Raw genomic sequence first — 23,446 nt, forward strand, 5'->3', positions numbered from 1 at the left:
GTGATCCGTGTACTGGTCGTAGACGATTCAGCGGTTGTAAGGAAAGTATTGACTGAAGAACTTTCCAAATATGAAGGGATTGAAGTTGTCGGAAGTGCAATAGATCCATATATTGCTCGTGAAAAAATCATCAGCCTTCGTCCTGATGTCATAACCCTTGATTTGGAAATGCCAAGGATGGATGGCTTATCGTTTCTTTCAAAGTTAATGAAATTTTATCCATTACCTGTCATAGTTGTAAGTTCTCTTACACCTGAAAACAGCGCTACCGCGATTAAGGCTCTTGAACTTGGAGCAATTGATGTAATATGTAAACCTGGTTCTGCTTATTCCATACCCAATGTATCTCATCGTTTAGTAACTGCCATACGTGCTGCCGCAACTGCCAAAGTTGTCAAAATGCAGGATGTTAGCGAGAGCCAATCTTCTGTTGCATCGATAAGCGGATTTCAGCTTCAAACTACACATAGAATTATAGCTATTGGAGCATCAACTGGAGGAACAAAGGCAATAGAAGCTGTTCTGACTAAATTGCCTCCTACAACGCCAGGTATAGTTATAGTGCAACACATGCCTGAATATTTTACCGCAGGATTCGCAGAAAGACTTAACCAGATATGCAGAATGGAGGTAAGGGAGGCCAAGAACAATGACCCTGTTGTACCGGGCGTTGTTCTGATTGCACCGGGTAATTACCATATGGTTTTGGAAAAATCAGGTGCTCGTTATTTCGTAAAGATAAAAGATGGCCCCTATGTCCACTATCAGCGTCCAAGCGTGGATGTACTGTTCCATTCTGTTGCAGCTAATGCCGGAAGAAATGCAGTCGGCGCCATTTTAACAGGAATGGGGGCTGATGGAGCTCAGGGACTTTTGAAAATGAGAGAAAACGGAGCACATACTATTGCTCAAGATGAACAATCATGTGTTGTCTTTGGAATGCCAAAAGAAGCTATAAATCTTGGGGCAGCTGATGAAATAGTTCCACTGCAGGACGTAGCACAGGCATTACTAAATGCCCTGGTTGATAACGATAATATAAGACAGGTTAAGACAGCCTGAGAAGTAAAATATGTTTAAAAACTACAATAATGCGGAATGTAGCATGTATACCACTATATTCAAAGGAGGTAAAAAACCATGAGCAGACTTGATGAAATCATGGAGAAAGTAGATAAGTTACCTCCTTTTTCGAATGTTGTTGGCAGGGCAGCAGCCTTATTCAGCAACCCTGAAATAGAGCCAGAAGAAATAGTAGATGTAATTAAATTTGAACCTGCCATTACTGCAAACGTCCTGAAAATATGTAATTCTGCTTATTATGGCCTTATGAGAAAAGTAAGTTCCCTCAAGGAAGCAGCAACATATCTCGGGACCGAAGAACTCCTGAAAATTGCACTGGCAAACGGCATGGCTGATGTATTGAAAGACAATATAAAGGGCTATGATCTTAAAGAAGGGGAACTCTTTAAACATTCTATCGGATGTGCAATAGCATCCCAGTTGTTATCAAAAAAACTTTTTGTTCAGAATTCGAATATACTTTTTACAGGATCTCTTTTGCATGATATCGGCAAGCTCATCTTAAGTGAATTTGTAAATGAGGAATACAATAATATACATAGGATGGTTGTTGAAAAACAATGTTCATTCATAGAGGCTGAACGAGAGATACTTAACACAGATCATGCGGAGATAGGTGGTTTTTTAGCTGATGAGTGGAAATTTCCTGAGGAGCTCAAGGCAATAATAAAATATCATCATGAGCCTGCAAAAGGCCCTGAATCGCAGCAACAGAATATCGAAATAGTTCATGTAAGCGATCTGTTGTGTCTTATATCCGGGATAGGGATAGGATCTGATGGTATGGCTTACAGGGCATCGCTCCAGCAAATTAACATTATAAAGCTTATTGACAGTAGCCTTGAATCACTTATATGCGACCTTATTACAGAACTTGAGAAAGTGAGTACTTCATACAATCTCAGCAATTGAGCTGTTAACCGGATTTTTTTACTCTGGAAATCCCTCTACTTCTCTGCAGAACTCGTTGGCTCTTAGTCCCTGGGTCCTTACTAAATTTATCATATCAATTCTTTTTTGCGTAAACCATGCTTCACGCAAAGGCCTGTCGGATATGTTTGAGACCGGATCCACCCATGCTCCAGCTTCACAAGGACAAAGTATAATATTCCCGTCAGTGGTAATTGACATTTCGTTTTCTATGAAATAACAACTTCTGGAATCAGGTACGCAGGGAATTGCCTCTTTGTCTAAATCACCGCCTCTTAAACGATATGAAGGGAACTGTACCTTTTTTATCCCCAGCTCGTTAAAGAACTTTTTAAATTCCTCCCATCCTTCTGAAACCGTAATGGGAAGCTGTATTTTGGAAATCCAGACCTCTGCCGTTGAACCGGTCTTATGTTTGATATCCATAAACCTTTCTACATTCTCCAATACCACACTTAACGGCAGGCCTCTTATGTATTTATATAACTCGTGGTTTAACGTATCAATGGAAAAAACTATTATGTCTGTATTACTTTCGAGGAGCCTGTAAGCTCTTTCCTCGTTGAGCAGATAACCTGTTGTTGTTATCCAGTTTGCAATCCCTTTGCTATTAGCCCTTTTCATAAAGCCGTATATCCTGTCGTCACAAAGGGGATCGTTAATCCACTCCCAGTTTATAAAACACTCCCAGTCAATCTCGTCCAGGATCTTATCGATCATCCAGTCAGGCATCAGCTTGTTCTTGCGTGTTTGAAGAACCTTGCTTCTGGGGCACATTATGCAGTTAGCCGGACACTGAGTTGTCGTCTCAATGGAAAAGTATGCCGGAAGATGAAGTCCTTCCCATACGTCCTGACCTGGGTAACGGAGAATAGCGTTCTCAGCCAAAGCAAACTCCCTTTTCCAGTATTCTGTTCATGTCTGCTAACTCTTCATGCCTGTTAACCTGCTTATGCCCCTCATACCAGTATCCAAGCGTATTCCCTATCTCGGAAGCAACAATCTTAAACAATGCTTCTGAAAAATCTTTTTTTCCTATTTTTAATGAGTTATGATTTTCAAGAATATATTTCATGAGATTTTTCATTTGCTCATTAAAGTTAGAAAACATGTGGTTGTATTTGAATGGGTTGCCGCTGCCTTTATGTCCATTGGTACAATTAATTTCAAGGAGCAGATTTTTTAGACTTGCTTCATCACAGGCAGTACCATTGAATTTTCTTACCTTGTCATAGAAATTTTCTGTTGATTCATTTAACAGTTGAAGAAATGCCTTGAAATCATTGGGTGTTATGTTTGCCTGCGGTTCCCACTCAGAAATTGACATCTTTATTGTGTCATAGAGAACCCATGATTTATGGGCTATATCCCTAAGTGAAGATATATGGAGAGTTTCAAAATTGGGCACCTCATTTCCGAGAAGCTCTGTAAATGCCTTCATGCCATTGTAATTCCTCTTAAGGAAATAATCAGCATTCTTGTAGTGCCAGTGATATACCCCGCAGGAATAAAGAAATCCAAGGTGCTCTCCGTTCCGTGCCATTCTCATCCCTGCCTCGATGTCCTCGGCGTTTGATATTTTTTTAAATCCATATTTAAGGAGAGATTTCTTTGAATAACATGCACAAACATTGTCAATAAATGAGACTTTTCTCTTTAATTGCTCCGGCAGACAGTCAAAAGATTCTTTGTCCTGTAAATAGTATTCTACGTCCCTGTCAAATCCGTAGGAGTTATATGTTATATCGGTAATCCATCTGCTGTAAAGGTCGGCATCAGAATTTACCATCTGCCTTATTGAGAGAGCTGCAAGCTCAGGAGATGCCTTAAAAGTTTGAGCTATCTTGTATAACAGATAATCGCTGGCAGGAAGGGCATCATGTACCGTATAGAGGACATAATCGCCGCTTGCGTGTTCCGCTGCCAGCTGCCTCGTCGCACCATGATTAAAAGATTCCCTTGGTATCTGAACAATCTTTGCTCCATTCTTTGCAGCAACTTCCAATGTGCCGTCAGTGGAACCTGAATCTATAATAACTATCTCAACATCCTTCACCTTCTTTTGTTTTTTTATTTTATCCATAAGAGCTATAAATTGCTGCCCACCGTTCAATACTGGGATTACTATTGAAAATTTAGCATCAGCACAGCTGGCATCAGATATATTGCTTTTTATGGGATTGAATGTCATCAACTTGCTTAATGTCTTATTCAAAGTGGCACTTCTATTGAGGAATTTCTGATTTGTATGGTCCAAAAGATTATTCAATTCCCTGTTCTTTTCAAGCTCGCTCTGATAGCGTTTATGCATCATATCTATTATGCTTACAGTCCCATCAAATGCTTTAGCTTTAAAGATATAGTCGTCACTGTCCGCAGTTGACTGGCCATTTGCAGGTTCAACAGAATTAGATGTTTCTTTTTTATCCATTTTATCATCAGCGGCAAAAACAGAATCATCTACCATGATTTTTTCAAGAAATGAGTAGTCGACACCTTTTACCTTTGCAGCCATTTTCCCGCGGTTTGACATATCTTCCACAGAACCATCGCACATGATAAGGTTGTTTTTCTTATAGAAGTCAAAAAGAGTACTTCCCGGGACAGGAGTGTAAAGGGCCGGCGAATAATGGATAGGCTTGACTTTTAATACTCCAGCCACTGTCATTATATCATCTTCTTTATGCCAGCCTGTATCAGTGGGGATGCCTAAAATATAATTTGCCCAGATCTTTACACCATACTTGTGTAATATTTCTGTAGCCCTGAAATTGTCCTCGGGAGTTGCCTTCTTGTTAAACCATTTTAATATCCTTGGGCTGAAAGACTCAAAGCCAATAATAAGAAATGCAAGGCCAGAGCCTGCCATTTTTTCTATTAAATCCTCGTTCTTGCAAATTACATCTGCCTTAGAAGATGTAACCCATTTGAAACCGCTCTTTACAAAGCCTTTATCATGAAGAGCCTGCGTGAATTCTTCCACCCACTCGCGGGACATTATAAACTGGTCATCATGAAACATGGCAGACCTGATACCATACTTATCCCTAAGCATCTCTAACTCTGCAATCACATTTTCAACACTTCTTCCCCTGATATAGGAAATGCGTTTGCCATCCTTATCAAGCCTTGTGTAAAGTTGATGTTCTCCGGGTCCGCAGCAGAATGTGCAGTTAAAGGGACAACCTCTGGTATTCATAAGTTCAGCCATAGGGAGAGGGAAATGAAATTTTTTCAAGCCAAAGGGCTCGCAGTTCATTCTTACATCATAATCCGACCAGATCTCCCTGTCAGGAAACGGGATCTGGTTTAAATCAGGAGTTTTCCCCCAGGAATATTTCGGGAACTTTGATGGGTTTTCAATAAGCTCTGGAAAACTTATTTCACCTTCTCCCTGTATTACATAGTCAAAGGCGCCTGTCTTAAGACATTCCTCGGGAAACATAGTAGGGTGAATGCCACCCGCAACCCTCATAGCTTTTGGGAGGATGGCAGAGGCTATTTTTCCTGCTTCTACAGCTATTGAAAATTCCACAGAATGGATTGAAAATCCTATTACGTCAGGAGAATTTTTCTTTAACAAAGTCTTATATTCATCCCAGCCGGAAAGCATCCTGAAGTCCACAAGGAAAACCTCATGTCCTTTAGATTTAAGCGCTCCCGCCAGATAAGCTAGTCCAAGACGTATGAAAATACTGTCAGGAGATGGTTTTTTTAAATCAGCATCCCACGAACTATAGGCTAAGGCTGGATTGACTAAAAGAACTTTTGCCATTTTCCTCTCCAATATTTATAAAAAATTATTTTATCTGCGCGACGCTCACAGGAAGCATACGTGTTCTTTGGGTCTTGTGATATTCCATAATACCTGATTAAATGTGTTGCACCTGCACAATGGGATACAGTCATCAAAATCTATTTTTTCGCAGGCCTCTTTCCGTTCTTCCGAATTCCAAACCTCTGCAAGACTTTTTTCCTTGAGATCCCCGATACAATACTTTTCATAACCTCTGAGATGGCAGCAGATGTACATCTTGCCGGTTGCGGCAATAACCGTAGCAAACTGGTGGCCATAGCATTCCTTGTAATTCCTTCCATAATCTTTCGAGTTCATCATGTCGTATTTATGTTTTGAATGGAGGACATCAAAGGCATTGCCGCTGTATTTTATACATTTCGCAATTTCCCTCGTAACATCTTCCCAGTTGTATTCAAAATTTCCGCCGCGATGTATCTGCATTGGACGAAACTGGATATAGTCAACTCCCATATCTCTGCAAAGGATAGTTGCTTTTTCCAAATCACCGCTTGTCTCCCTGCTGGTCAGGTATCCTACTCCCACTGTGGCGTTGCTTTGTAATTCCTTTTTCATTCTTGTCAGCATTCGTATATTCTCTACAACCTTGTTAAAAGCATTTCCGTCCCTTCCATGCGTTTTCAAGAATACTTCAGGGGTTGCAGCATCAAGAGAAACCCTTATCCATGTGCAATTTTTCAGAAGCTTCTCTGCTGACTCTTCTTTTAGAAGCTGGCCATTTGTGATAAAACCGACATCTATACCTCTTGATTTTGCACGCTCGACTATATCAGGAGTATCAGGATGGCATAATGGTTCTCCGCCGCCGGTAAAAATCAATCCCCTTGCTCCTTCTTCGCCTAATTGATCTATAATTGATTCTGCCCTTTCCCTTGAAAGGGAATTACTGTCTGTAAGCTGGTAATAACTTACAACGCACTCCGGGCACTTGTGATTGCATACATTTGTCATATCTATTTCAACAGTAATAGGTGGAGGATTATCTCCATCTATCCATGCGCTGACCCTGTCCAAATGTTGCAGAATTTTCTCAGAACTGAACTGTTTTACATCATTAAGCTTTTCCTTAAGGTCGGGGATAAATTCTATGATGTTTTCTTTTTTTGGTGCTGCAGCGCCCTTCATAAAAAATCCTCCTTTTAATAAATAAAAATGCTCATAGATAAAAAATACCAAGCCTCTTTAAGCAATAATCCTGCCAAAGGTTTATTAGAAGGAGAAGGGATTATTATCAGACAATAACCATTTGATATTTATATTTTTTTTGAAGCGGTGCCTTTTTTCTCAATAGAGCATTCTTAAACAATTATTGTGGAAAAGATTGCCCATTGAGGAGAAAAATTAGCCTGGTGAAATGATTATCAGGAAATTGATTTCATGCTGAGTACTTCTTAAGATAGGGGAGCAAATTTACTTCTTCAGGATTTATCAACAAGGTACTGAAAAGAGTATATTTGAAGGTTTTTTATAAGGTTTTGCTCGACCTCCTTGCATACGGTATGTATGGGGCATGTTGCCTTCCTTTTGCATACATCTTCCCCGTTTACGCATATATTTATAAGTGGTAATGCTTCCATTGCTTTAACAACATCAAAAACAGTCAACTGACTAGGTGTTACGGCCAATGAATAACCGCCGCCTTTACCCCTCTGGGATTGCACGATTCCTTGTTTGTTCAGACGGTGCATTATTTTGGCAACAAATGGGCGAGGTATTTCTTCGTCGGCAGACAGGGCATCTATCCTGGAAAACCCTTTTTCCTGTTTTGACAGGTTTAAAACGCACCTTATTGCATAATCTGTATCACGCTTAATACGTAACATATATTATCTGTAAATAGCTAAAAAAACACAAAGTCAATATTTTTTTTAAAATATTTATTATTTTAGCCATTAATTCTTTTTGCCATACGGTCAAGATACCCGGAAAGCTTTAACTTTATAGACTGAAGAGTATCGAACTCATTTACAACTATGCGCTTAAGCATTAACCTGCTGTCACTGAAAGTATTCAGACCGAAAACTGTGGAACAGGTATTTTCATAGCCTGATGATGAAAAAACCTGTGCGTTAATATTTCTGAAGTATTTTTCTCCTCCAAAAGGCATGGCGAAGGACAATACTTTTTTTGATGTGACAGATTCGAGGTATTCCCTTGAATGAGTTAATTCTTTTTTGATCTCATCCTTTCCGAGCATGCTGAAATCAGCATGGGAATGACTGTGTGAGGCAACTTCAATAAAAGGAGAGGAAATATGTCTGACATCCTCTGCGGAAAGAAAATTCCTTTCAATATAACCGAATAGCATATTTACATTAAGAATCTTTTCAACAAGACTTCTTGTTTTTCCCTGATTATTAGAGGCAAGTATTGAAGTAATTGATCTTTTTAGCAGGAGATGATTTTTACTTTTAGTGATATGCAATTCATTAAGAAGCATTTCGAATGAATCTTTGTTGTTTAATGCAGCCTCAATATATATATATAATGGAATCGCATCCCCTGAAAGTATTCCCGTAGGAAGAAAAAATGTGCAGGGTATATTGCTTTTATCAACTAGAGGTATCACATTGCTGATTAATGATTTGTAGCCATCATCAAAGGTAATGGCAACAAAGGGTTTCCCCCCTTCTGAAATTTTGCAATTGGCAATATGATCTGCCACTTCAGAAAGCGGAACTATCCGGAAATATTTTTTAAGGAAAAAGATATGCGATTCAAAATCTTTTACCGTGCAGCTTACAGTCCCATCGTAATAAAAATTTTCATTTGAATCCTCGTCATTTTCATCAATTATCCTGTGGTAGGCAAGTATAGGAAAACAGCTCTTCTTGAGCTTTGAGAGAGAAGAATCAAGCATTTTCTGCTGCGTTTTCCCTTTGAGAAGGAAAGATAGTGCAGATGTAAGAATCCGTTCATTGTCTCTTAAGAATTTTGAAAATATCTCAATAGTATGTCCTTCCCATTAATTTATTTATTTTTTTTATGGTTTCAGCGCTTAAGACATTGTCATCTTTCCTGACAGCCTGTATTTTTTTTATACCATGAACCAATCCCTTTAAGTAATGCTTTAATGATGATGTACGCATACTTTCCAAAAATACAAAAACGCTCCATAAAAGACTATGGATAATGGCATAGCGGAGAGGCAGATATTTAAAAGCAACGTTAATTCTATTTTTTATGAGATAATATGAACGCTGACCCTCTGATTTTCCTGATGGCGACATAAAGTGTTTTATTTTTACGTCCGGTATAAAGAAAATATCTATTCCCTTTTCCATCAGTCTGAACGAGAAATCAAGCTCTTCGCAACCAAAGAAATATTCTTCAGGGAGTAGGCCTATATCTTCAAATATTTTTTTTCTGAAAGCGCAGGCTCCCCCGAAAAAATAGGAGCATGCTGTATCTGAATCAAGTCTTTTCCCGCGCCGGACAGGATAACCACCATGGTCTATATTCTTCCCTCTGCTCTCAGGTTTTATATCTTCAATCTTGAAACTAAGAGCACCGGCAGAAGGGTATCTGTCAAAAGATCTGATGATGTTTTGTATATCTTCATTAGAAGAAAAGCATGCATCATCATCAATAAAAATGACAAACTTTCCTGAAGAGTTTTTTATACCAATATTTCTTCCACCTGCAACCCCGGTGTTTATTTCAGATTTTACCTGTTTGAGATCCATTCCATTGAAAAGTGCAATCTGTTCATTGCTGCAATTAACACCGTTTTCAACAAGGATTATTTCAAAATCCTTAAATGTCTGGATTTTGAGGCTGTCTGCAAGGGAGTGGAGTTCTTTTTCCCGTTCCATAGAAGATATCACAACGACTATACTGATTAAAGGCATGGTATTCTTCTTTAAAAAAGTGAATAAAATACTAATAAAAGATTTTTATTTAGATTGCCAGTCCAAAGAGACATGGTAAACTTGTTTTTATTATTAATTAATAGCAATAGATATTGGCATCTTTAACATTTTATTGAAATGAAAACACAGACTAAAATTATTATCTTATTGTCCTTTCTAATATTTATCTTTATTTGCGGTCTGGTATCGCTGCAGTATTTTCAACTTCAGAAGGCAGAGCACATTTCTAATGAAAGTAAAATCTACAGAGAGAAGATGTTTGATAAAATCATCGATATTAAAGGCAAGACACTGGAAGGCTTTACCAATGATTATAGCTACTGGGATGGGATGGTAAGTCTGGTTTCACAGCCTTTGGATAAAAAATGGGCGTATGAAAATATAGATATTGTAATTCATAATTACAATGTTCAGGTGGTCTGGGTTTATACGAAAAATTTTTCCAATGTATATTCTACGAACAGTTTTAATGATGAAAAACTGAAGGGAAACCTCCTGTCTGAAGAAGCGCTGAAGAAAATCTTTAAAACAAATCTTTTCCCACATTTCTTTGTTAACACAAGCCGCGGACTAATGGAAATCAGGGGAGCCCCGATTCAGGCTACTGCCGACAGCAAAAGGGAAACAACTCCATCAGGATTTCTTATTGCCGGACGTTTATGGGATAGCATTTATATTAATGAAATTTCGGAGTTGGTGGACGGTTCTATAATACTCTCTGATTTTGCAGGTAATAAGAAGCAGGATGCTGACCATCCCAATGAACAGGATGTTATCGAATTTTCAAAAATATACAATGGATGGGATGGTAAACCCCTGGTATTCGTTAATGTATCTGCTAATTCCCATATAATGACAGAGATCAACCAATGGTCCAAAAATGTGTTTTTCATATTCATGGTCTTTTCTCTGGCTATTTTAATTATTATCCCTGCATTTATTATCCGCTGGGTTACAACCCCTTTGAATAAAATATCGCAGAGCTTGAATCAAGATGCCCCTGATGCAATTGAGAGTCTGAGGGAAGAAAAATCAGAATTTGGCAATATAGCAAAACTGATTGCAGAGTTTTTCAGACAAAGAAGCGAACTGAAGGCAGTTGTTAACGAGATGGAAATAAGAGTTCAGGAGAGAACATCTGAGATAGCGAAGGTAAATGAAAATCTCCGTTCTGAGATCATTGAGCGGGAAAAAGCAGAAGAGTTCATTAAAAATATCCTTGAAACCGTTGACGAAGGCTTCATCGTTGTAGACCGCGAGTACAGGATAATATCTGCAAACAATGCTTATATAAAACAGGCAAATATACCTTTGAAAGATATAATAGGCAGGCACTGTTATGAAGTATCCCATAATGTAAGCAGACCATGTTATGAGGAAGGTGAGGATTGTGCCGTCAGGCATACTTTTTCTTCGGGCAACCCACATACTTCCATCCATACCCACCGGGACAATGATAACCGCCCTGTTTATGTGGAAACAAAAACTTATCCAATGAAAAACGAGTCAGGAGAAATAATTTCTGCAATAGAAATTGTTAATAATATTACTGAAAAAAAGAAGCTTGAGGCTCAGTTGCGTCATTCTCAAAAGATGGAAGCAGTGGGCCAGCTTGCAGGAGGTGTGGCGCATGATTTTAACAACATACTTACTGCCATAATCGGTTACGGCACTATGCTGCAGAGGAAAGTTGGAGATAACAACACGTTAAGAACATATGTAGATACCATTCTTTCCTCAGCTGAAAGAGCAGGTAATCTTACCAAGAGCCTTCTTGCATTCAGCAGAAAACAGATAATGGAGCCAAAACCTGTAAACCTCAATCAATTAATAAATGAAGCAAAGAAACTTCTTTCAAAGCTCGTAAACGAAAAAATAGAGTTTAAGGTGACGCTTTCAGATCAGGATATGGTTGTCATGGCAGATAGCGGCCAGATAGAGCAGGTGCTGATGAACCTTGTAACGAATGCAAAGGATGCGATGCCTGACGGAGGCACTTTACAGATTACTACAGAGATTGCAGAAACTGAAGATGAGTATATTAAGTTCCCAGCCTTTATGAAACCCGGCAGATATGTTCTAATTTCTATTTCGGATACAGGTATTGGAATGGATGATGATACAAAGGAAAAAATATTTGAACCATTTTTTACTACAAAAGACCCAGGGAAAGGCACTGGACTCGGGCTGGCGATAGTTTATGGCATAGTAAAACAGCATAACGGTTATATAGAAGTTAACAGCGAATTTTCGCAGGGGACTACTTTTAAAATATATCTTCCGCTCATTGAATCCATTGCTGAAAAAAAAGGAGACAGTGCAGCATTATTACTGCCTAAAGGGAATGAAACAATATTGGTAGCAGAAGATGAACTCTCTGTAAGGGAAATTGTAAGAATGCTCCTCGAAGAACAGGGATATAAGGTAATAGAAGCTGTTAACGGCGAAGATGCGGTGAAAAAGTTCACTGCTAATAAAGACAGCATCGAGCTTATTCTCCTTGACCTTATGATGCCTCAGAAAGATGGCAGGACTGTTTATGAGGAAATAAAGAAGATAAGGCCGGGAATTAAGGCGATTTTTATGAGCGGTTATTCTGAAGAGACTGTCAGTATATCAGGGATTATTAAGGATAAACTGCACTTCATCCCGAAGCCGATTTCGCCGGAAAAACTTTTATTTAAGATACGAGAGGCAATTTCTGGTGATGGTCACCCTGCCTGATAGGTTTGCAGTTTCCCGGGCATAGCTTATCATTTCCTGACACTTCGGTTTAGTTTTTTACAGGTACGAAGAATCTTGGTTTTACAGGACCTTTTTCCCCTTCAGGAGTCTGCCAGACAAGCATGAATCTGGCGCTTCCGGACTTTTTTATTGATATATCGATCAGGTGGAATCCGGCATCAGCCTGTACGCTGTAAGTGCTGATACTATTTTCACTGCTTAAAGGATGTATCTTGGATTTGTCTATTGAAAATTCAATGTTGCCTTTGGACAAGAGAGCGAATCTGTATGTCCCGCTGGCAGGGAACAACAACATGGTATCTATGGATATTGATCTTATTTTTTCCGGTACAATCGGATTATCCCAGTAGCCTGTCATGGCAAGCCATATTTTTTCCGGATTATCGCTGTATTCTCGCTGTATTGACATTAATACTGATTTGCGTGAAGGTACGATTCTCCTCTCTTCGTCACGGATAATGTTCTCAATTGATTTGTAAACAGAAATAAGCTGTACCCCTTCGGATGAAACTGTGTAGTCAGGAATCATGTAATCATAGCAGAACCATTCAAGGCTTTTAAAAACTCCCTGTCTGCTGTTGAGCACCAGATAATCATAAGACTTGTTGAATGAATAGGCATCAGTCGTGCTGTATCCGTTTTCTATGAACGAACTGTCAATATATCCATTTTTATTATAAAATTTGAGCTGTCTTAATTCATCAGGCAATGCGCAATAAAGGATCTTCTTCCCTTTGTAACGCTCTTTGAGAACATAAAGAAAATCCTTATTGAAGGTATCTCCCCAGTAAGTAGTTTCAAGCTTTATCTTCTGCGCGCCACTTAACCCTCCGATCAAAATGTTATAGTATGAAAGTTCGTAGGGATGTATCATCAAGAGCGAGACAAAAGGGAATATGAGGAATAAAGAACATGCTGCTATTCTGTGCCATACTTTTTTCCCATAGCGGTCAACAATCATAGCGGCACCTATTCCGCTTAGTCCTGCAATAAAAGTAAATGCCGGAAGGAAAAGCCGCACACTATCATATTTTGGAATACCCGGAGACGATGCTGCGCCGAGCATCACTGCTGCATTGACGAGGAAAAGCAACATCATACTCATTTTCTGATCTGTAATTTTTCCTGATCTTTTCCCTTCTTTTATTATGTTTATAATACTTGCAATTGCCGCTATAAGCATTAATGGCGGAACAGTAAAAATGACCATGACAGGTACATAGTGCCACGGGATATCCCAGGATTTTAATTCGCCGAGATAATAGGTGAATTTAAAATTTGTTGAAAGATCTCCTATCTGGTCTTGCTCAAAACCCATGGCACGATTAAATGTATTGTGCCAGAGCCATGGCCATGAAATAATGAATACAGGGAACGTAAAAAAAGTCATTGAGAGGAAATTCATCTTTGCCCGTCTGTCGCGGGTAAGTATATACCAGATTACTAAAGCTGCCGGTATAAGAAGTGCATGGATCTTTGTAGAAAGAGAAAGCCCAAGCAGTATCCCTGTTGCAAGCGCCCACCGCCTGCTTTGAAGTCCGTAAACAAATGAGAAAACCGTTAGAAACCACATAGCTGAGATTGGGGTATCCAGGGCAAAGATATGCGCGTGCCCGAAGACATGAGGCATAAGTATTAAAGAGACGCTTGAAAGAAGGCCTGCCATTGCGCCAAAATATTTTGAAACAAGGAGAAAAAGCAGCATGCTCTCGATGGCAAAAAAAACTGCGGAAGGGAGTCGATATGCCCTGTATTCACCAATTACGTCTTTGAGGGAATACCATGAAAGCCCCCCCATGAACCTGGCAAGAGGAGGGTGCCAGTTTACCCTGTCTCCACCTTCTACAAGTGCGCCAAAATATTTGTCAGCAACCTCCTTAGAAGCAAAACTTAAATCTCCTCTTTTAATATCGTGCACTGCAAGTTTTAGCCAGTCTGTATAAAGCTTAGCCGCATCATCATTAATGTAGACCTCATCCCAGGATATTCCTATGTCAGTCAGGGTAAAAAGCACCGGCAGAAAGGAAAAAATAAAAACCAACAGTCCCGATATTTTCCTGTTTTCCCTTAACATGGCAGCAAGACTCTTCATTTCAATTTTATAATAGCGCCGTAGGGTGTAGCCTCAATCTCTTTATAGTTTTTGTCTCTTCTAATCTTCTCTGCTTCTATTGAGGCAACAAGCACTGCTCCTTTTTTTTGGAGGACACCGATGTTGCCAGATGTTACATCCTCTATATCAACATACCAGCCTCTTCTGCCTGAAAGGTAAAAAAGCGACGGTACTGGGGTGACAGCTTCTGTTCCTGCAACTATGATAAGATCATTTTGGCTGGTCGCTCCGGCTATCTGTTCAGAAGTTTTGAGCAGCCTTTTGTCAACCTTGTAAAATCCATTTTCCATGTACATTTTCCCTTCGAGTGTATAATAGCCTGAAAAAAGAATGGCAGAGGCAAATATTAAAACAACCGCTGCTTTTGCAATCACAGATGTTCCACTGGATTGCAAAACAGGCATCATCCCCTTTCCTGCAATTATTGAGAATGGTACAAGAAAGGGCAAAAGATAATAATCATGGGAGTAAAATCCTTTAGCAACAAGGATTGCAACAGCAGGAAGGAGAGTGAGCCAGATATAAATCCAGTTTCTCTTTGAATCTTTTTCTTCGATTAGCAAACCTGCACAAAATGTAATCAGTCCTACAGGAGTTATCATAAGCGTAAAAAGCCGTTTAAAAATTTTTTCATAAAATAAAACACTTCTCCAGTCATAACCTGATGTGAATTTAAGAAACCCGCCGGAGAGTATTCCGAAGGTGAGGCCTGTTTTCTGATAAATAAAATATGCATACACATACCAGAAAATCGGAGGAAGCAATGCTATAGAACTGAAGACCGAGATATCTTTCCCAAATTTTTTTAAATTGGACGAGTTCCGGTATATGATGAATGCAAAGACAACCATCAGATAAAGTACAAGGACCTTGACAAGCAGGGCAAGGGCAAAGAATAGCGCCGAGAGATGAATATAATATTTTCTCCCTCCTTCCTTCCACAGCAGCAGCATATAAAGTGACAACACAATAAAAAAGATGAGAAGCATTTCAGGCATGAAAGTCCTCGAATAATAGATAGAGAGAGGAGAGAATGTGAAAAAGAAAAGGGAAGCACAGGCACAATCTTCCCCATATAGTATCCGGACTATCAGGTAGAATACAACCGCAGACAAAGAAAACAGAAAGACAGAGAATAATCTTCCTAAAATGTCATATTCCCCTGCTATCCTGTACAATAAAGAAACTGAATACTGAAAAAGCGGGAATTCGGATTCAACAAGACCGGAAGAATCTCCTCCCCAGTCTATCTGGGGTGAAAGGATAGAAGTTCCGTTAAGATAAAAATTCCTTGCCATTGACGCGGTGTCGCACTGTCTCCAGTTCTGATGGTCGGCAAGAGGAGAATCTATTTTATAGAGTCTTACAGCTATGCCGGAGCCAATTATTATGGCAGCTAATAAAAAATATATCCGGACTTTTTTCAGATTAGTTTTACTTTTCATAAAAAGTTAAAAAAGATATAGTCAATCTACTTATACTACAAATCATTGAAGTGATATTACATAAAATTTAAATGAAGATTGCCTATATAACCCACGAGACTTTCTTTCCTCCAAAAGGAGGCGGTGCCGTACGGGTACTGAATATAGCAAAGGCTTTTGCAAAAAAAGGGCATGAGGTAAAATTATTTGCGCCCTATGGGGATTTATATAGCGGAGAAAAGGAAATAATCCCGGATGTAGCTTTCATCCCTGTCTCTAAGATTGAAAGGTTTAAAACAAAAAACAAGGAAACTGCTTATATAAAATTTCTGTTCAGTTTGACTTCTCTTCTTATTAAAGAGAAGTTTGACCTTCTCTTTTCTCATATTGCAGTAGCAGGAACCTCCGGAGCCCTTGTTAAGACCATAAAGAGGAAACCCGCAGTAATAGACCTTGACGATATAATATCAGGACTTTCCGGAATATCTTTTGTCCAGAGATATGGACCTCCTTTTGAATTTTTTATTCCGGTTTTTTATGACAGAGTCATATGCATGTCTGAGTCTCTCGCCAAAAGGGTCTCCATGGTAAAAAAAGACCATGTCTTTGTAGTCCCTCATGGCGCAGACTTTGGGCTATTTTATCCGGGGGGAGAAAGCAGGAAAGAAAGACACTTTGTTTTTTCAGGCGGCATAGAAAAACATGACGGAGTTGATTTGATTCTCATGGCAGCAAAGGAGCTGATTGATAAATATCCTGATATGAAGATCACTATTTTAGGCGATGGGAGCGAACTTTCACGAAATATGGAATTAAGCAGGGAGCTTGGACTGTCCAGCATTGTAGAGTTTAAAGGCTGGATAGAGCATGAGCGAGTCCCTGAATATCTGAGGCACGCGTGTGCCGGGATTGTTTCTGACAGAAGGCGGGCGGCGACTGAAGTAGCCCTTGTAGTAAGAGGCGTCGAATATATGGCATCAGGTATCCCTGTAATAGCTCCTGACCACGGCGGAACACGCGAGCTGCTGGGTGATGACGGTGAAAGAGGCATTATATTCAGGAGCGGTGATTATCCGGACCTTGCTTCCAAAATGGCATGGGTTATGGATAATCCTGACGAAGCTTATAATATTGGAATAAAAGGACGCAAGTATGCAGAAGTCAATTATTGCTGGGAAAATAATGCGGAGCGCATAGTTAAGATATGCGAAGCAGTATATAGAGAGAAAAGCTCTTAGAAAATGTATATCCTTATCACCATTGATTGTGAAAATACTTACCGGCAATTCCCATTCAATGACTTCACATTAGTAAATATGGATGGGAAATCATATGGCATCCCCATGATAATGGAAGCTCTTGACAAAAGGGGAATAAAGGGGAATTTTTTTCTCGATACCTGCGCGGCAGAATATTACGGAAATGATACTGTTGCCTCTGTAGCTTCTCTTATTTCTGAACAAGGACATGAAGTTGAACTTCATACACACCCTCTTGACGGGGATTTCTGCCGGATAGGCCGGGAAAAGCAAAAAGAGATAATCGAGAGAGGAATTGCCCTTATAAAATCTGTTGCCCGAAAACCGCCATACGCATTCAGAGCAGGAAGCTATATGATGGATGAATCAGGGCTGGCAATATTGAAAGAATATGGAATAACGGCAGACTGCAGCAACTATTATGGCGTTTCACCCTTGTCAGTTACCAGGAATGCAGTAAAAAAAATAAACGGGATTTATGAGTTCCCTGTTTCCTTCTTCAGACTACATATTTCCCCGGCAATAAGCACTTTCAATAGAATTGCAGGCACACATTTGTTGTATAACGGGAACTGCAAACTCGACATAAACTGGATGAACATTTCAGGGCTTAAAAGAGTTATAGATACTTTTGCACTTAATGGAACAGCTGTCCTTGTAATATTCCTGCACAGTTACAGCTTTGCAGATGAAAAAAAACTGGCTCAGGGGAAACGCGGCAAAGATGTAATCAAAGGCGAAGTAATAAAAAGGTTTAACGGTCTTCTGGATTATTTTAGTTCAGAAAATGAATTCGAAGTTGTTACGATAAAATGGCTTCTTGAAAAAATGAATGAGGATAACAACTTTAGCGAAAAAATCCTCTCTGCCCCTGATTATGTTCCCCATGATATCTGGGGAATTGATGTCAGTCATCTAAGGTTAAAAAGATAGCATTGAGCGGGAAATTATTTCTCTTTCTTCTCTGAAAAGTACTCAACCACCATTTCTCCCAAAAATCCAAGCGAGATTACCTGCACCCCAAGTATCATCAAGGCAACACCTAAAATGAGCATCGGAATATGTTCCTTGATGTCGTAAACGCTGAGCATGTAATCAGATATTACCTGGAGCATATTGATAAGAAACCCAAATGAGAAAATAGTTCCTCCGGTGGCACCGAAAAAATACATTGGCTTCTTCATGAATGACAGGCGGAATTTCACGACGACCAGATCTATTATGCCTTCAAAAAGCCTCCTTGCACCAAACTTAGATTTGCCTGAGTTTCTCTCATACCAGTTTGTTTCAACTTCTTTGACTTTGAAACCTTCGTGGTAAGCAATTGGAATAATATAACGGTGCCAGTTTGCCCGGAGAGGCAGTTCATTTATTACCTCTTTCCGGAAAGCTTTTATCCAGTTCTGGTCCTTTGCTTTTACTCCGAAAAGAAGGTAACAGACAAAATTATAAAGCCTTGATGCCAGTACCTTGAATTCTTTTCTCCCTACCCGGCAGCCAACTGCTAAATCATAACCTTCATTTATAACACTTAACAGTTTCGGAATGTCTTCCACCGGGTCAGACTGCATGTCGGACGGTAAAAATATAATAATGTCTCCGTCTGCATGACTGAATCCTGTAACAAGGGCACTTGTAAGTCCTGTTCTTTTTCTGTGGTGAAATACTCTAATATTTTCATTTTTTCTCTTTAGCGATTCTGCTATCTCTCCGGTCTTATCACTGCTCCCGTCATTGATTATTATTATATTCCCCTTGAGGGATTCCTGGTGGAATGACTCATTAATCCTGCCTACAACCTTTTCAAGATTTCCTTCTTCATTGCATGCCGGAAGTACAACGCTTATTAGTGTGTCCATCACCTGTATTCCACTTCTATCAGATGTTTCCCTTGTTCAAGTATTATAAGCCCTTTTTCCCTGTAAGAATCAGAACTTAGAGAATTGCCATCAACTTTTATCTCTACTATATCACTGCTCTGCTGTAATTTCAAAGTTTGCCCCTGAGCTAATGCTTCTGCATCAATTTTAAGGCTCTTGCCTGTCCTGTATGAGAATACCCTGCTTTTTTTCCGTATATTGAAATAATCGACGAGATTGTTTATCCCTGTTTTCCATATCCTGTCATCCCCTGATATAAAAGCAGTTATTCTTTCCAGTTTTTCCTTTGATTTTGCATTTGTAACACAGTAGTGAGGATGGAAGAGAAGGACTACCGGAGAATTGAATTTTTCCGCTGAATCCCTGATTATAGATTCAATCTGCTCAACTGAAAGCTTCCCGTGCGGTTCATGAACCTGAAACGGCAGTTCGTAAATCTGTGCGGGTGTCCCGTTATCATTTTCCGGGTTATATGGGAACCCTGTGCCAAATATATATCCACCCATATTTCTGCCGGGGCCGAATGAAGAGTCTATCTTGATCCCTGCCTGTTGAAGAATCAGAAATATCTTTGCTGGATCACTTTCTGCAACAAGGTAGTGTATGCGCGAAACAGAGGCTGGTTCTGATCCGCTTATTTCACTGAGCTTCTTTATTTGTGATGATAAAGACTTCTCTTTCTCCATGTGCATCCCTGTAACAGTTGCATGTAAATGAAAGCGGTTCCAATGAATACCTGTTCCAAGTCTGCGGTTTCTTAAAAGTTCAAATGTTGAATGTCTGGCAGGAGTGGAAGACATCATAAAGAACATAGGATTCAGTTTTGATACATCTCCCATTGAAAGAACGTCTGCTGCCTCGTCACCGCAGTAATCCTCATCAAATGTAAGAATAGCTGCGGAAGATTTTCCATCAGGGTAATACCACCATGTAGGCACTTTTTCACATTCTGCCGCAGTCAAAATTATGGAGCGTTCGAAAATATCGAGGAACGGCATTGCCTCATATCTTTTATTATTGAGACAACTGGAATCACTAGTCTGCCTGTGGCTTAGACTGATAAGGGAAATCGCTTTCGATATAATTTGTTTTTTACTCTTTTCCCCGCCCTGAGAAAGCAGAAAGCGCCAATCTGAGATTTTGAAAAATATGCTTACCACTATTCCTTTCCCGGACCGGCATCTCAGGATTATGGGAAGGCCATCAACCTCTGATATTATTTCTTCATTTTCAACCTGCGATGTAATCTGTCTGCATAAGAGCTTGGGCAGTCCAGTAGGAAAGAGGCTCTTGTCGCTGCCGCGGCTGGAGAACCTAATCCCGTTCAGATTTATGTTAATTAAAGGACCTGTTGAAACCCCTGTTAAAAGCTCGATCCTGTTATCAGGACATTCGAGAAGAACAGTTCTCCCTGTTTCCCTCACCAAACCCAGGAGTTTATTGATTCTTTTTGAAGAAGAGGATATTTCTTCAACTGCTTCAGCAGTAAATATTATGACCCGGCCATTCTGAGGGATAAAGTTTTCATCAGAAGTAAGCCTGTACATACCAAAAAACCCGCATTCTTTTGAAAGTATGTTGAGCCACTCCATTTCATGGCTATCTTTCCTGCTCCCTGTAAACGAAGAAATAACCAATATGAAATCTGCCTCTGTGTTTTGAACTTCCTCGATATTTGAGGCTGTCATCTGAGCCGGATTCTCTTTGATCAAAAGGGGAAGAAGAATAAAAGCAATAATAGCAACAATTACAGCAAATGCGACCGGCACAATTATCGGTAAAACTTTAAGGAATGGAGAAATGACTGCAATAAACAAAAAAAGGTAAAAAAAGATTTTAAGTATATTTCTTCCCATTTTGCCCAGTCAATCTTGATATAAGAAATTGAATTTAGTATTTAGAAGTATAATGTATTAAAATAAGTTTTGTTAAATAAAAATAAAGGAATTTATATGAATTGTTATCAAGAGACCTTATATGGATGATGTTGTACAACAAAGGACAAAATGTCCTGACTGTGATTATTGCCTTAATTGCCCTGTCAGCAGGTGCAATTTGTGCAGAGCGCAGAAGAAGAAAAGCGAGATGAAAAAATGCTGCAAGAAAGAACAACCCGAAACACCTGAGGTTAGCGAGCCTTAAATATGAAAGAGGCATACCTTTATGAAAAACTTGATGATCTGATTGTCGGCTGTTTTCTGTGCGAACACCGCTGTAAGATAAACGAAGGGAAGAAAGGAATATGCGGAGTCCGTGAAAACAGAGGTGGGATTCTCTATTCCATTGTATATGGCATTGCATCTGCGCTTAACATAGACCCTATAGAAAAAAAACCTCTCTATCATTTCTATCCCGGATCACAGGCACTCTCTATCGCAACAATCGGCTGTAACTTTGTGTGCCGGTTCTGTCAGAACCATGATATCTCTCAGGCATCAAGGGGTGAATTTAAAAGTAAATCTGACAAAAAAATTCTTCCTGAAGATATAGTACGGATTGCAGCTGATGCCGGATGTAAAAGCATATCCTATACATACACTGAACCTACAATTTTTTTCGAATATGCCTATGATACGTCGGTGCTTGCCGTAAAGAGGGGGATAAAGAATAATTTTGTGACTAACGGTTTTATGACTCCTGAGATGCTGAACATGATTAAACCATATCTTCATGCTGCAAATGTGGATATCAAGTGCTTCAATGACAGGACTTACAGAAAACTCATGGGAGGGAGGCTGGAGCCGGTTTTAGATTCCATAAAACTGATGAAGGAGATGGGAATTTGGGTTGAGGTGACGACTCTCATAATCCCCGGAGTAAACGACTCTGATGAAGAGCTTGAGCAAATCGCTGATTTCATAGTTTCAGTGGGAAATGAAATCCCCTGGCACGTGAGCCGCTTCCACCCTGACTATAATTTTAATGATTCACCTGCAACTCCTGAAGAACGAATCATCTCAGCCAGAGAGATCGGTATTACAGCCGGACTAAAGTATGTCTATACTGGAAACATATTCCATAATGAAGGTAACACCACGTACTGCCATGCCTGCGGAGAAACCCTTATCGAACGGGTCGGTTTGTCAGTAACCCGGTACAATGTAGTCAACGGAAAATGTCCCAAATGTAATGCTCCTCTTTCAGGAATAGGAGTATAATTTTACTTTCCGAACTTTTCCACCACCTGCTTCATCATATCAGGGATGGGCAGATCATAAGGACACCTTGTTACGCACTCTCCGCATGCTACACATTCTGAAGCCGGGACAAGTAATCCTTTTTCCACCCCGTCAGAGTAAGCTTTTTTCTTTTTCTCAAAGCTCAACACGCCTGCGTTCAGGAGATCTATAAGCCCGTAAATCCTTATATTCTGAGGGCATGGGAGACAATAGCCGCATCTGTGGCAGTAAAGTTTTCCCATTCTTTGTGCAAACTCGCTCAACTGTTCCTTTTCAGCCTCTGAGAGCTCTTCATTCCTTCTCGCAATGTTGATGTTCATTTTCAGCTCATCAATGGTTTTTGTTCCGGGTATTATGGTAGAAACTGGTTTATGGAGAAGCCATTTAAGCTGGGCCTCAGCTATGTCTCCGAATTGCCCTCCGCCTAAAGGCTTCATTACGATCGTCCCGATGTCCATTTTATTTGCGAGAGGAACCAATTCTGTATCAACATCCCGCTCTATCACATTGAAAGGGAATTCCACTATGTCAAAAGCACCTGTCTTTATTGCTTCTGCAAGAATCGGATAGTTATGCCCTGCTACAAGAGTATAGTCTATCAATCCCTGCTTCTTTGCCTCAAGGATTGCCTCGATTCCCCCGTCAGGCTCGCTTACCTCCTTTAAAACATCATCGTAGTCGATAAATGCAAGCTGGAATATGTCAATCACTTCCCTTGAAGTGCCTTTGAATATTAAGTTTAGCGCCTTATCTATGTCTTCCAGCACTTCTGACTTTTTTCTTCTCATGGTTTTTACACCCACATACACTTCGCTTCTCCGCTCTTTAAGAACTTCCCCTATTTTTTCCTGGCTGTCTTTGTATACAGCTTCCTGGTAAAATTGTTTTGGGCCTTCGTCGAGATCAAAATAGTTTACTCCTTCATCTATTGCGGCATTGATAAGCTCTATGGCATCTTTTGTAGGTATGAATGTACTCGGAAGACCTCCGAATGATATAGAAGAAACTTTAAGCCCGGTTCTTCCAAGTCGTCTGTATTCCATCTTATCTCCTTTCTATTGCTGTTTTGTCTACCTGCAATCAGATGTTGTTAAAATATTTTCAATCCTTTTTTGTCTAAATTATTTTTTAGCACACTTCAATA

General features: G+C 39.7%; 18 protein-coding genes. 7 read left to right on the forward strand and 11 right to left on the reverse strand.

All coding sequences use genetic code 11. The features are described from left to right. Both HZA77_02905 and HZA77_02910 read left to right on the forward strand, forming a co-directional pair. Positions 1-1,062 (forward strand): chemotaxis response regulator protein-glutamate methylesterase, encoded by a 1,062-nt coding sequence (locus HZA77_02905; protein ID MBI5374355.1) that lies wholly within the window; start codon positions 1-3, stop codon positions 1,060-1,062. Between the two features lie 78 nt (positions 1,063-1,140). Further along, on the forward strand, positions 1,141-1,995 hold the full coding sequence (locus HZA77_02910) for an HDOD domain-containing protein (GenBank protein ID MBI5374356.1): 855 nt from the start codon (positions 1,141-1,143) through the stop codon (positions 1,993-1,995). Positions 1,996-2,013: 18 nt separating this feature from the next. Here the strand turns inward: HZA77_02910 and HZA77_02915 are convergent, their stop codons facing one another. The 6 genes from HZA77_02915 to HZA77_02940 form a co-directional block, all read right to left on the reverse strand. Next, complete coding sequence (locus tag HZA77_02915; protein ID MBI5374357.1) at positions 2,014-2,901, reverse strand: radical SAM protein; 888 nt, start codon at positions 2,899-2,901, stop codon at positions 2,014-2,016. Further along, entirely contained in the window at positions 2,894-5,788 is a 2,895-nt protein-coding gene (locus HZA77_02920; GenBank protein ID MBI5374358.1) for a cobalamin B12-binding domain-containing protein, read from the reverse strand. Before HZA77_02920 ends, HZA77_02915 begins: the two co-directional genes overlap by 8 nt. Positions 5,789-5,833: 45 nt before the next feature. Next, a complete protein-coding gene (locus tag HZA77_02925; protein MBI5374359.1) occupies positions 5,834-6,955 on the reverse strand; it encodes a radical SAM protein in 1,122 nt (373 codons plus the stop codon). 293 nt (positions 6,956-7,248) lie between these two features. After that, positions 7,249-7,653, reverse strand: coding sequence for an Rrf2 family transcriptional regulator (locus HZA77_02930; protein MBI5374360.1), 405 nt, complete (start codon positions 7,651-7,653; stop codon positions 7,249-7,251). A gap of 62 nt (positions 7,654-7,715) precedes the next feature. Continuing rightward, positions 7,716-8,690 (reverse strand): polysaccharide deacetylase family protein, encoded by a 975-nt coding sequence (locus HZA77_02935; GenBank protein MBI5374361.1) that lies wholly within the window; start codon positions 8,688-8,690, stop codon positions 7,716-7,718. Between the two features lie 85 nt (positions 8,691-8,775). After that, a complete protein-coding gene (locus tag HZA77_02940) occupies positions 8,776-9,681 on the reverse strand; it encodes a glycosyltransferase (GenBank protein ID MBI5374362.1) in 906 nt (301 codons plus the stop codon). Positions 9,682-9,957: 276 nt separating this feature from the next. Between HZA77_02940 and HZA77_02945 the strand changes: the two genes are divergently transcribed. Beyond that, on the forward strand, positions 9,958-12,426 hold the full coding sequence (locus HZA77_02945) for a response regulator (protein ID MBI5374363.1): 2,469 nt from the start codon (positions 9,958-9,960) through the stop codon (positions 12,424-12,426). 49 nt (positions 12,427-12,475) lie between these two features. Here the strand turns inward: HZA77_02945 and HZA77_02950 are convergent, their stop codons facing one another. Both HZA77_02950 and HZA77_02955 read right to left on the reverse strand, forming a co-directional pair. Next, positions 12,476-14,539: a glycosyltransferase family 39 protein gene (locus tag HZA77_02950; protein ID MBI5374364.1), complete on the reverse strand. Its 2,064-nt coding sequence runs from the start codon at positions 14,537-14,539 to the stop codon at positions 12,476-12,478. Continuing rightward, positions 14,536-16,005: a glycosyltransferase family 39 protein gene (locus tag HZA77_02955; protein ID MBI5374365.1), complete on the reverse strand. Its 1,470-nt coding sequence runs from the start codon at positions 16,003-16,005 to the stop codon at positions 14,536-14,538. Before HZA77_02955 ends, HZA77_02950 begins: the two co-directional genes overlap by 4 nt. A gap of 71 nt (positions 16,006-16,076) precedes the next feature. On the opposite strand from HZA77_02955, the gene HZA77_02960 reads away from it, so the two are divergent. Beyond that, positions 16,077-17,222 carry a glycosyltransferase family 4 protein gene (locus HZA77_02960; protein ID MBI5374366.1) on the forward strand — a complete coding sequence of 382 codons (1,146 nt, stop codon included), beginning with the start codon at positions 16,077-16,079 and terminating at the stop codon, positions 17,220-17,222. Positions 17,223-17,225: 3 nt separating this feature from the next. Beyond that, entirely contained in the window at positions 17,226-18,176 is a 951-nt protein-coding gene (locus tag HZA77_02965; GenBank protein MBI5374367.1) for a polysaccharide deacetylase family protein, read from the forward strand. A gap of 14 nt (positions 18,177-18,190) precedes the next feature. Here HZA77_02965 and HZA77_02970 read toward each other — a convergent pair whose 3' ends face one another. Both HZA77_02970 and HZA77_02975 read right to left on the reverse strand, forming a co-directional pair. Next, positions 18,191-19,102 (reverse strand): glycosyltransferase family 2 protein, encoded by a 912-nt coding sequence (locus HZA77_02970; protein ID MBI5374368.1) that lies wholly within the window; start codon positions 19,100-19,102, stop codon positions 18,191-18,193. Further along, a complete protein-coding gene (locus HZA77_02975; GenBank protein MBI5374369.1) occupies positions 19,102-20,979 on the reverse strand; it encodes a hypothetical protein in 1,878 nt (625 codons plus the stop codon). The genes HZA77_02970 and HZA77_02975 overlap by 1 nt, the downstream gene beginning before the upstream one ends. A gap of 121 nt (positions 20,980-21,100) precedes the next feature. On the opposite strand from HZA77_02975, the gene HZA77_02980 reads away from it, so the two are divergent. Both HZA77_02980 and amrS read left to right on the forward strand, forming a co-directional pair. Beyond that, on the forward strand, positions 21,101-21,265 hold the full coding sequence (locus HZA77_02980; protein ID MBI5374370.1) for a hypothetical protein: 165 nt from the start codon (positions 21,101-21,103) through the stop codon (positions 21,263-21,265). A 2-nt stretch (positions 21,266-21,267) separates the two neighbouring features. Next, positions 21,268-22,281, forward strand: coding sequence for an AmmeMemoRadiSam system radical SAM enzyme (amrS, locus tag HZA77_02985; protein MBI5374371.1), 1,014 nt, complete (start codon positions 21,268-21,270; stop codon positions 22,279-22,281). 2 nt (positions 22,282-22,283) lie between these two features. Here the strand turns inward: amrS and HZA77_02990 are convergent, their stop codons facing one another. Further along, the gene (locus tag HZA77_02990) at positions 22,284-23,345 is read right to left on the reverse strand and encodes an aldo/keto reductase (protein ID MBI5374372.1); all 1,062 of its coding nucleotides are present in this window, start codon (positions 23,343-23,345) and stop codon (positions 22,284-22,286) included. Positions 23,346-23,446: the final 101 nt, after the last annotated feature.

This window comes from Candidatus Schekmanbacteria bacterium, from assembly GCA_016219965.1.
In the GTDB taxonomy this organism is placed as follows: domain Bacteria; phylum Schekmanbacteria; class GWA2-38-11; order GWA2-38-11; family J061; genus JACRJM01.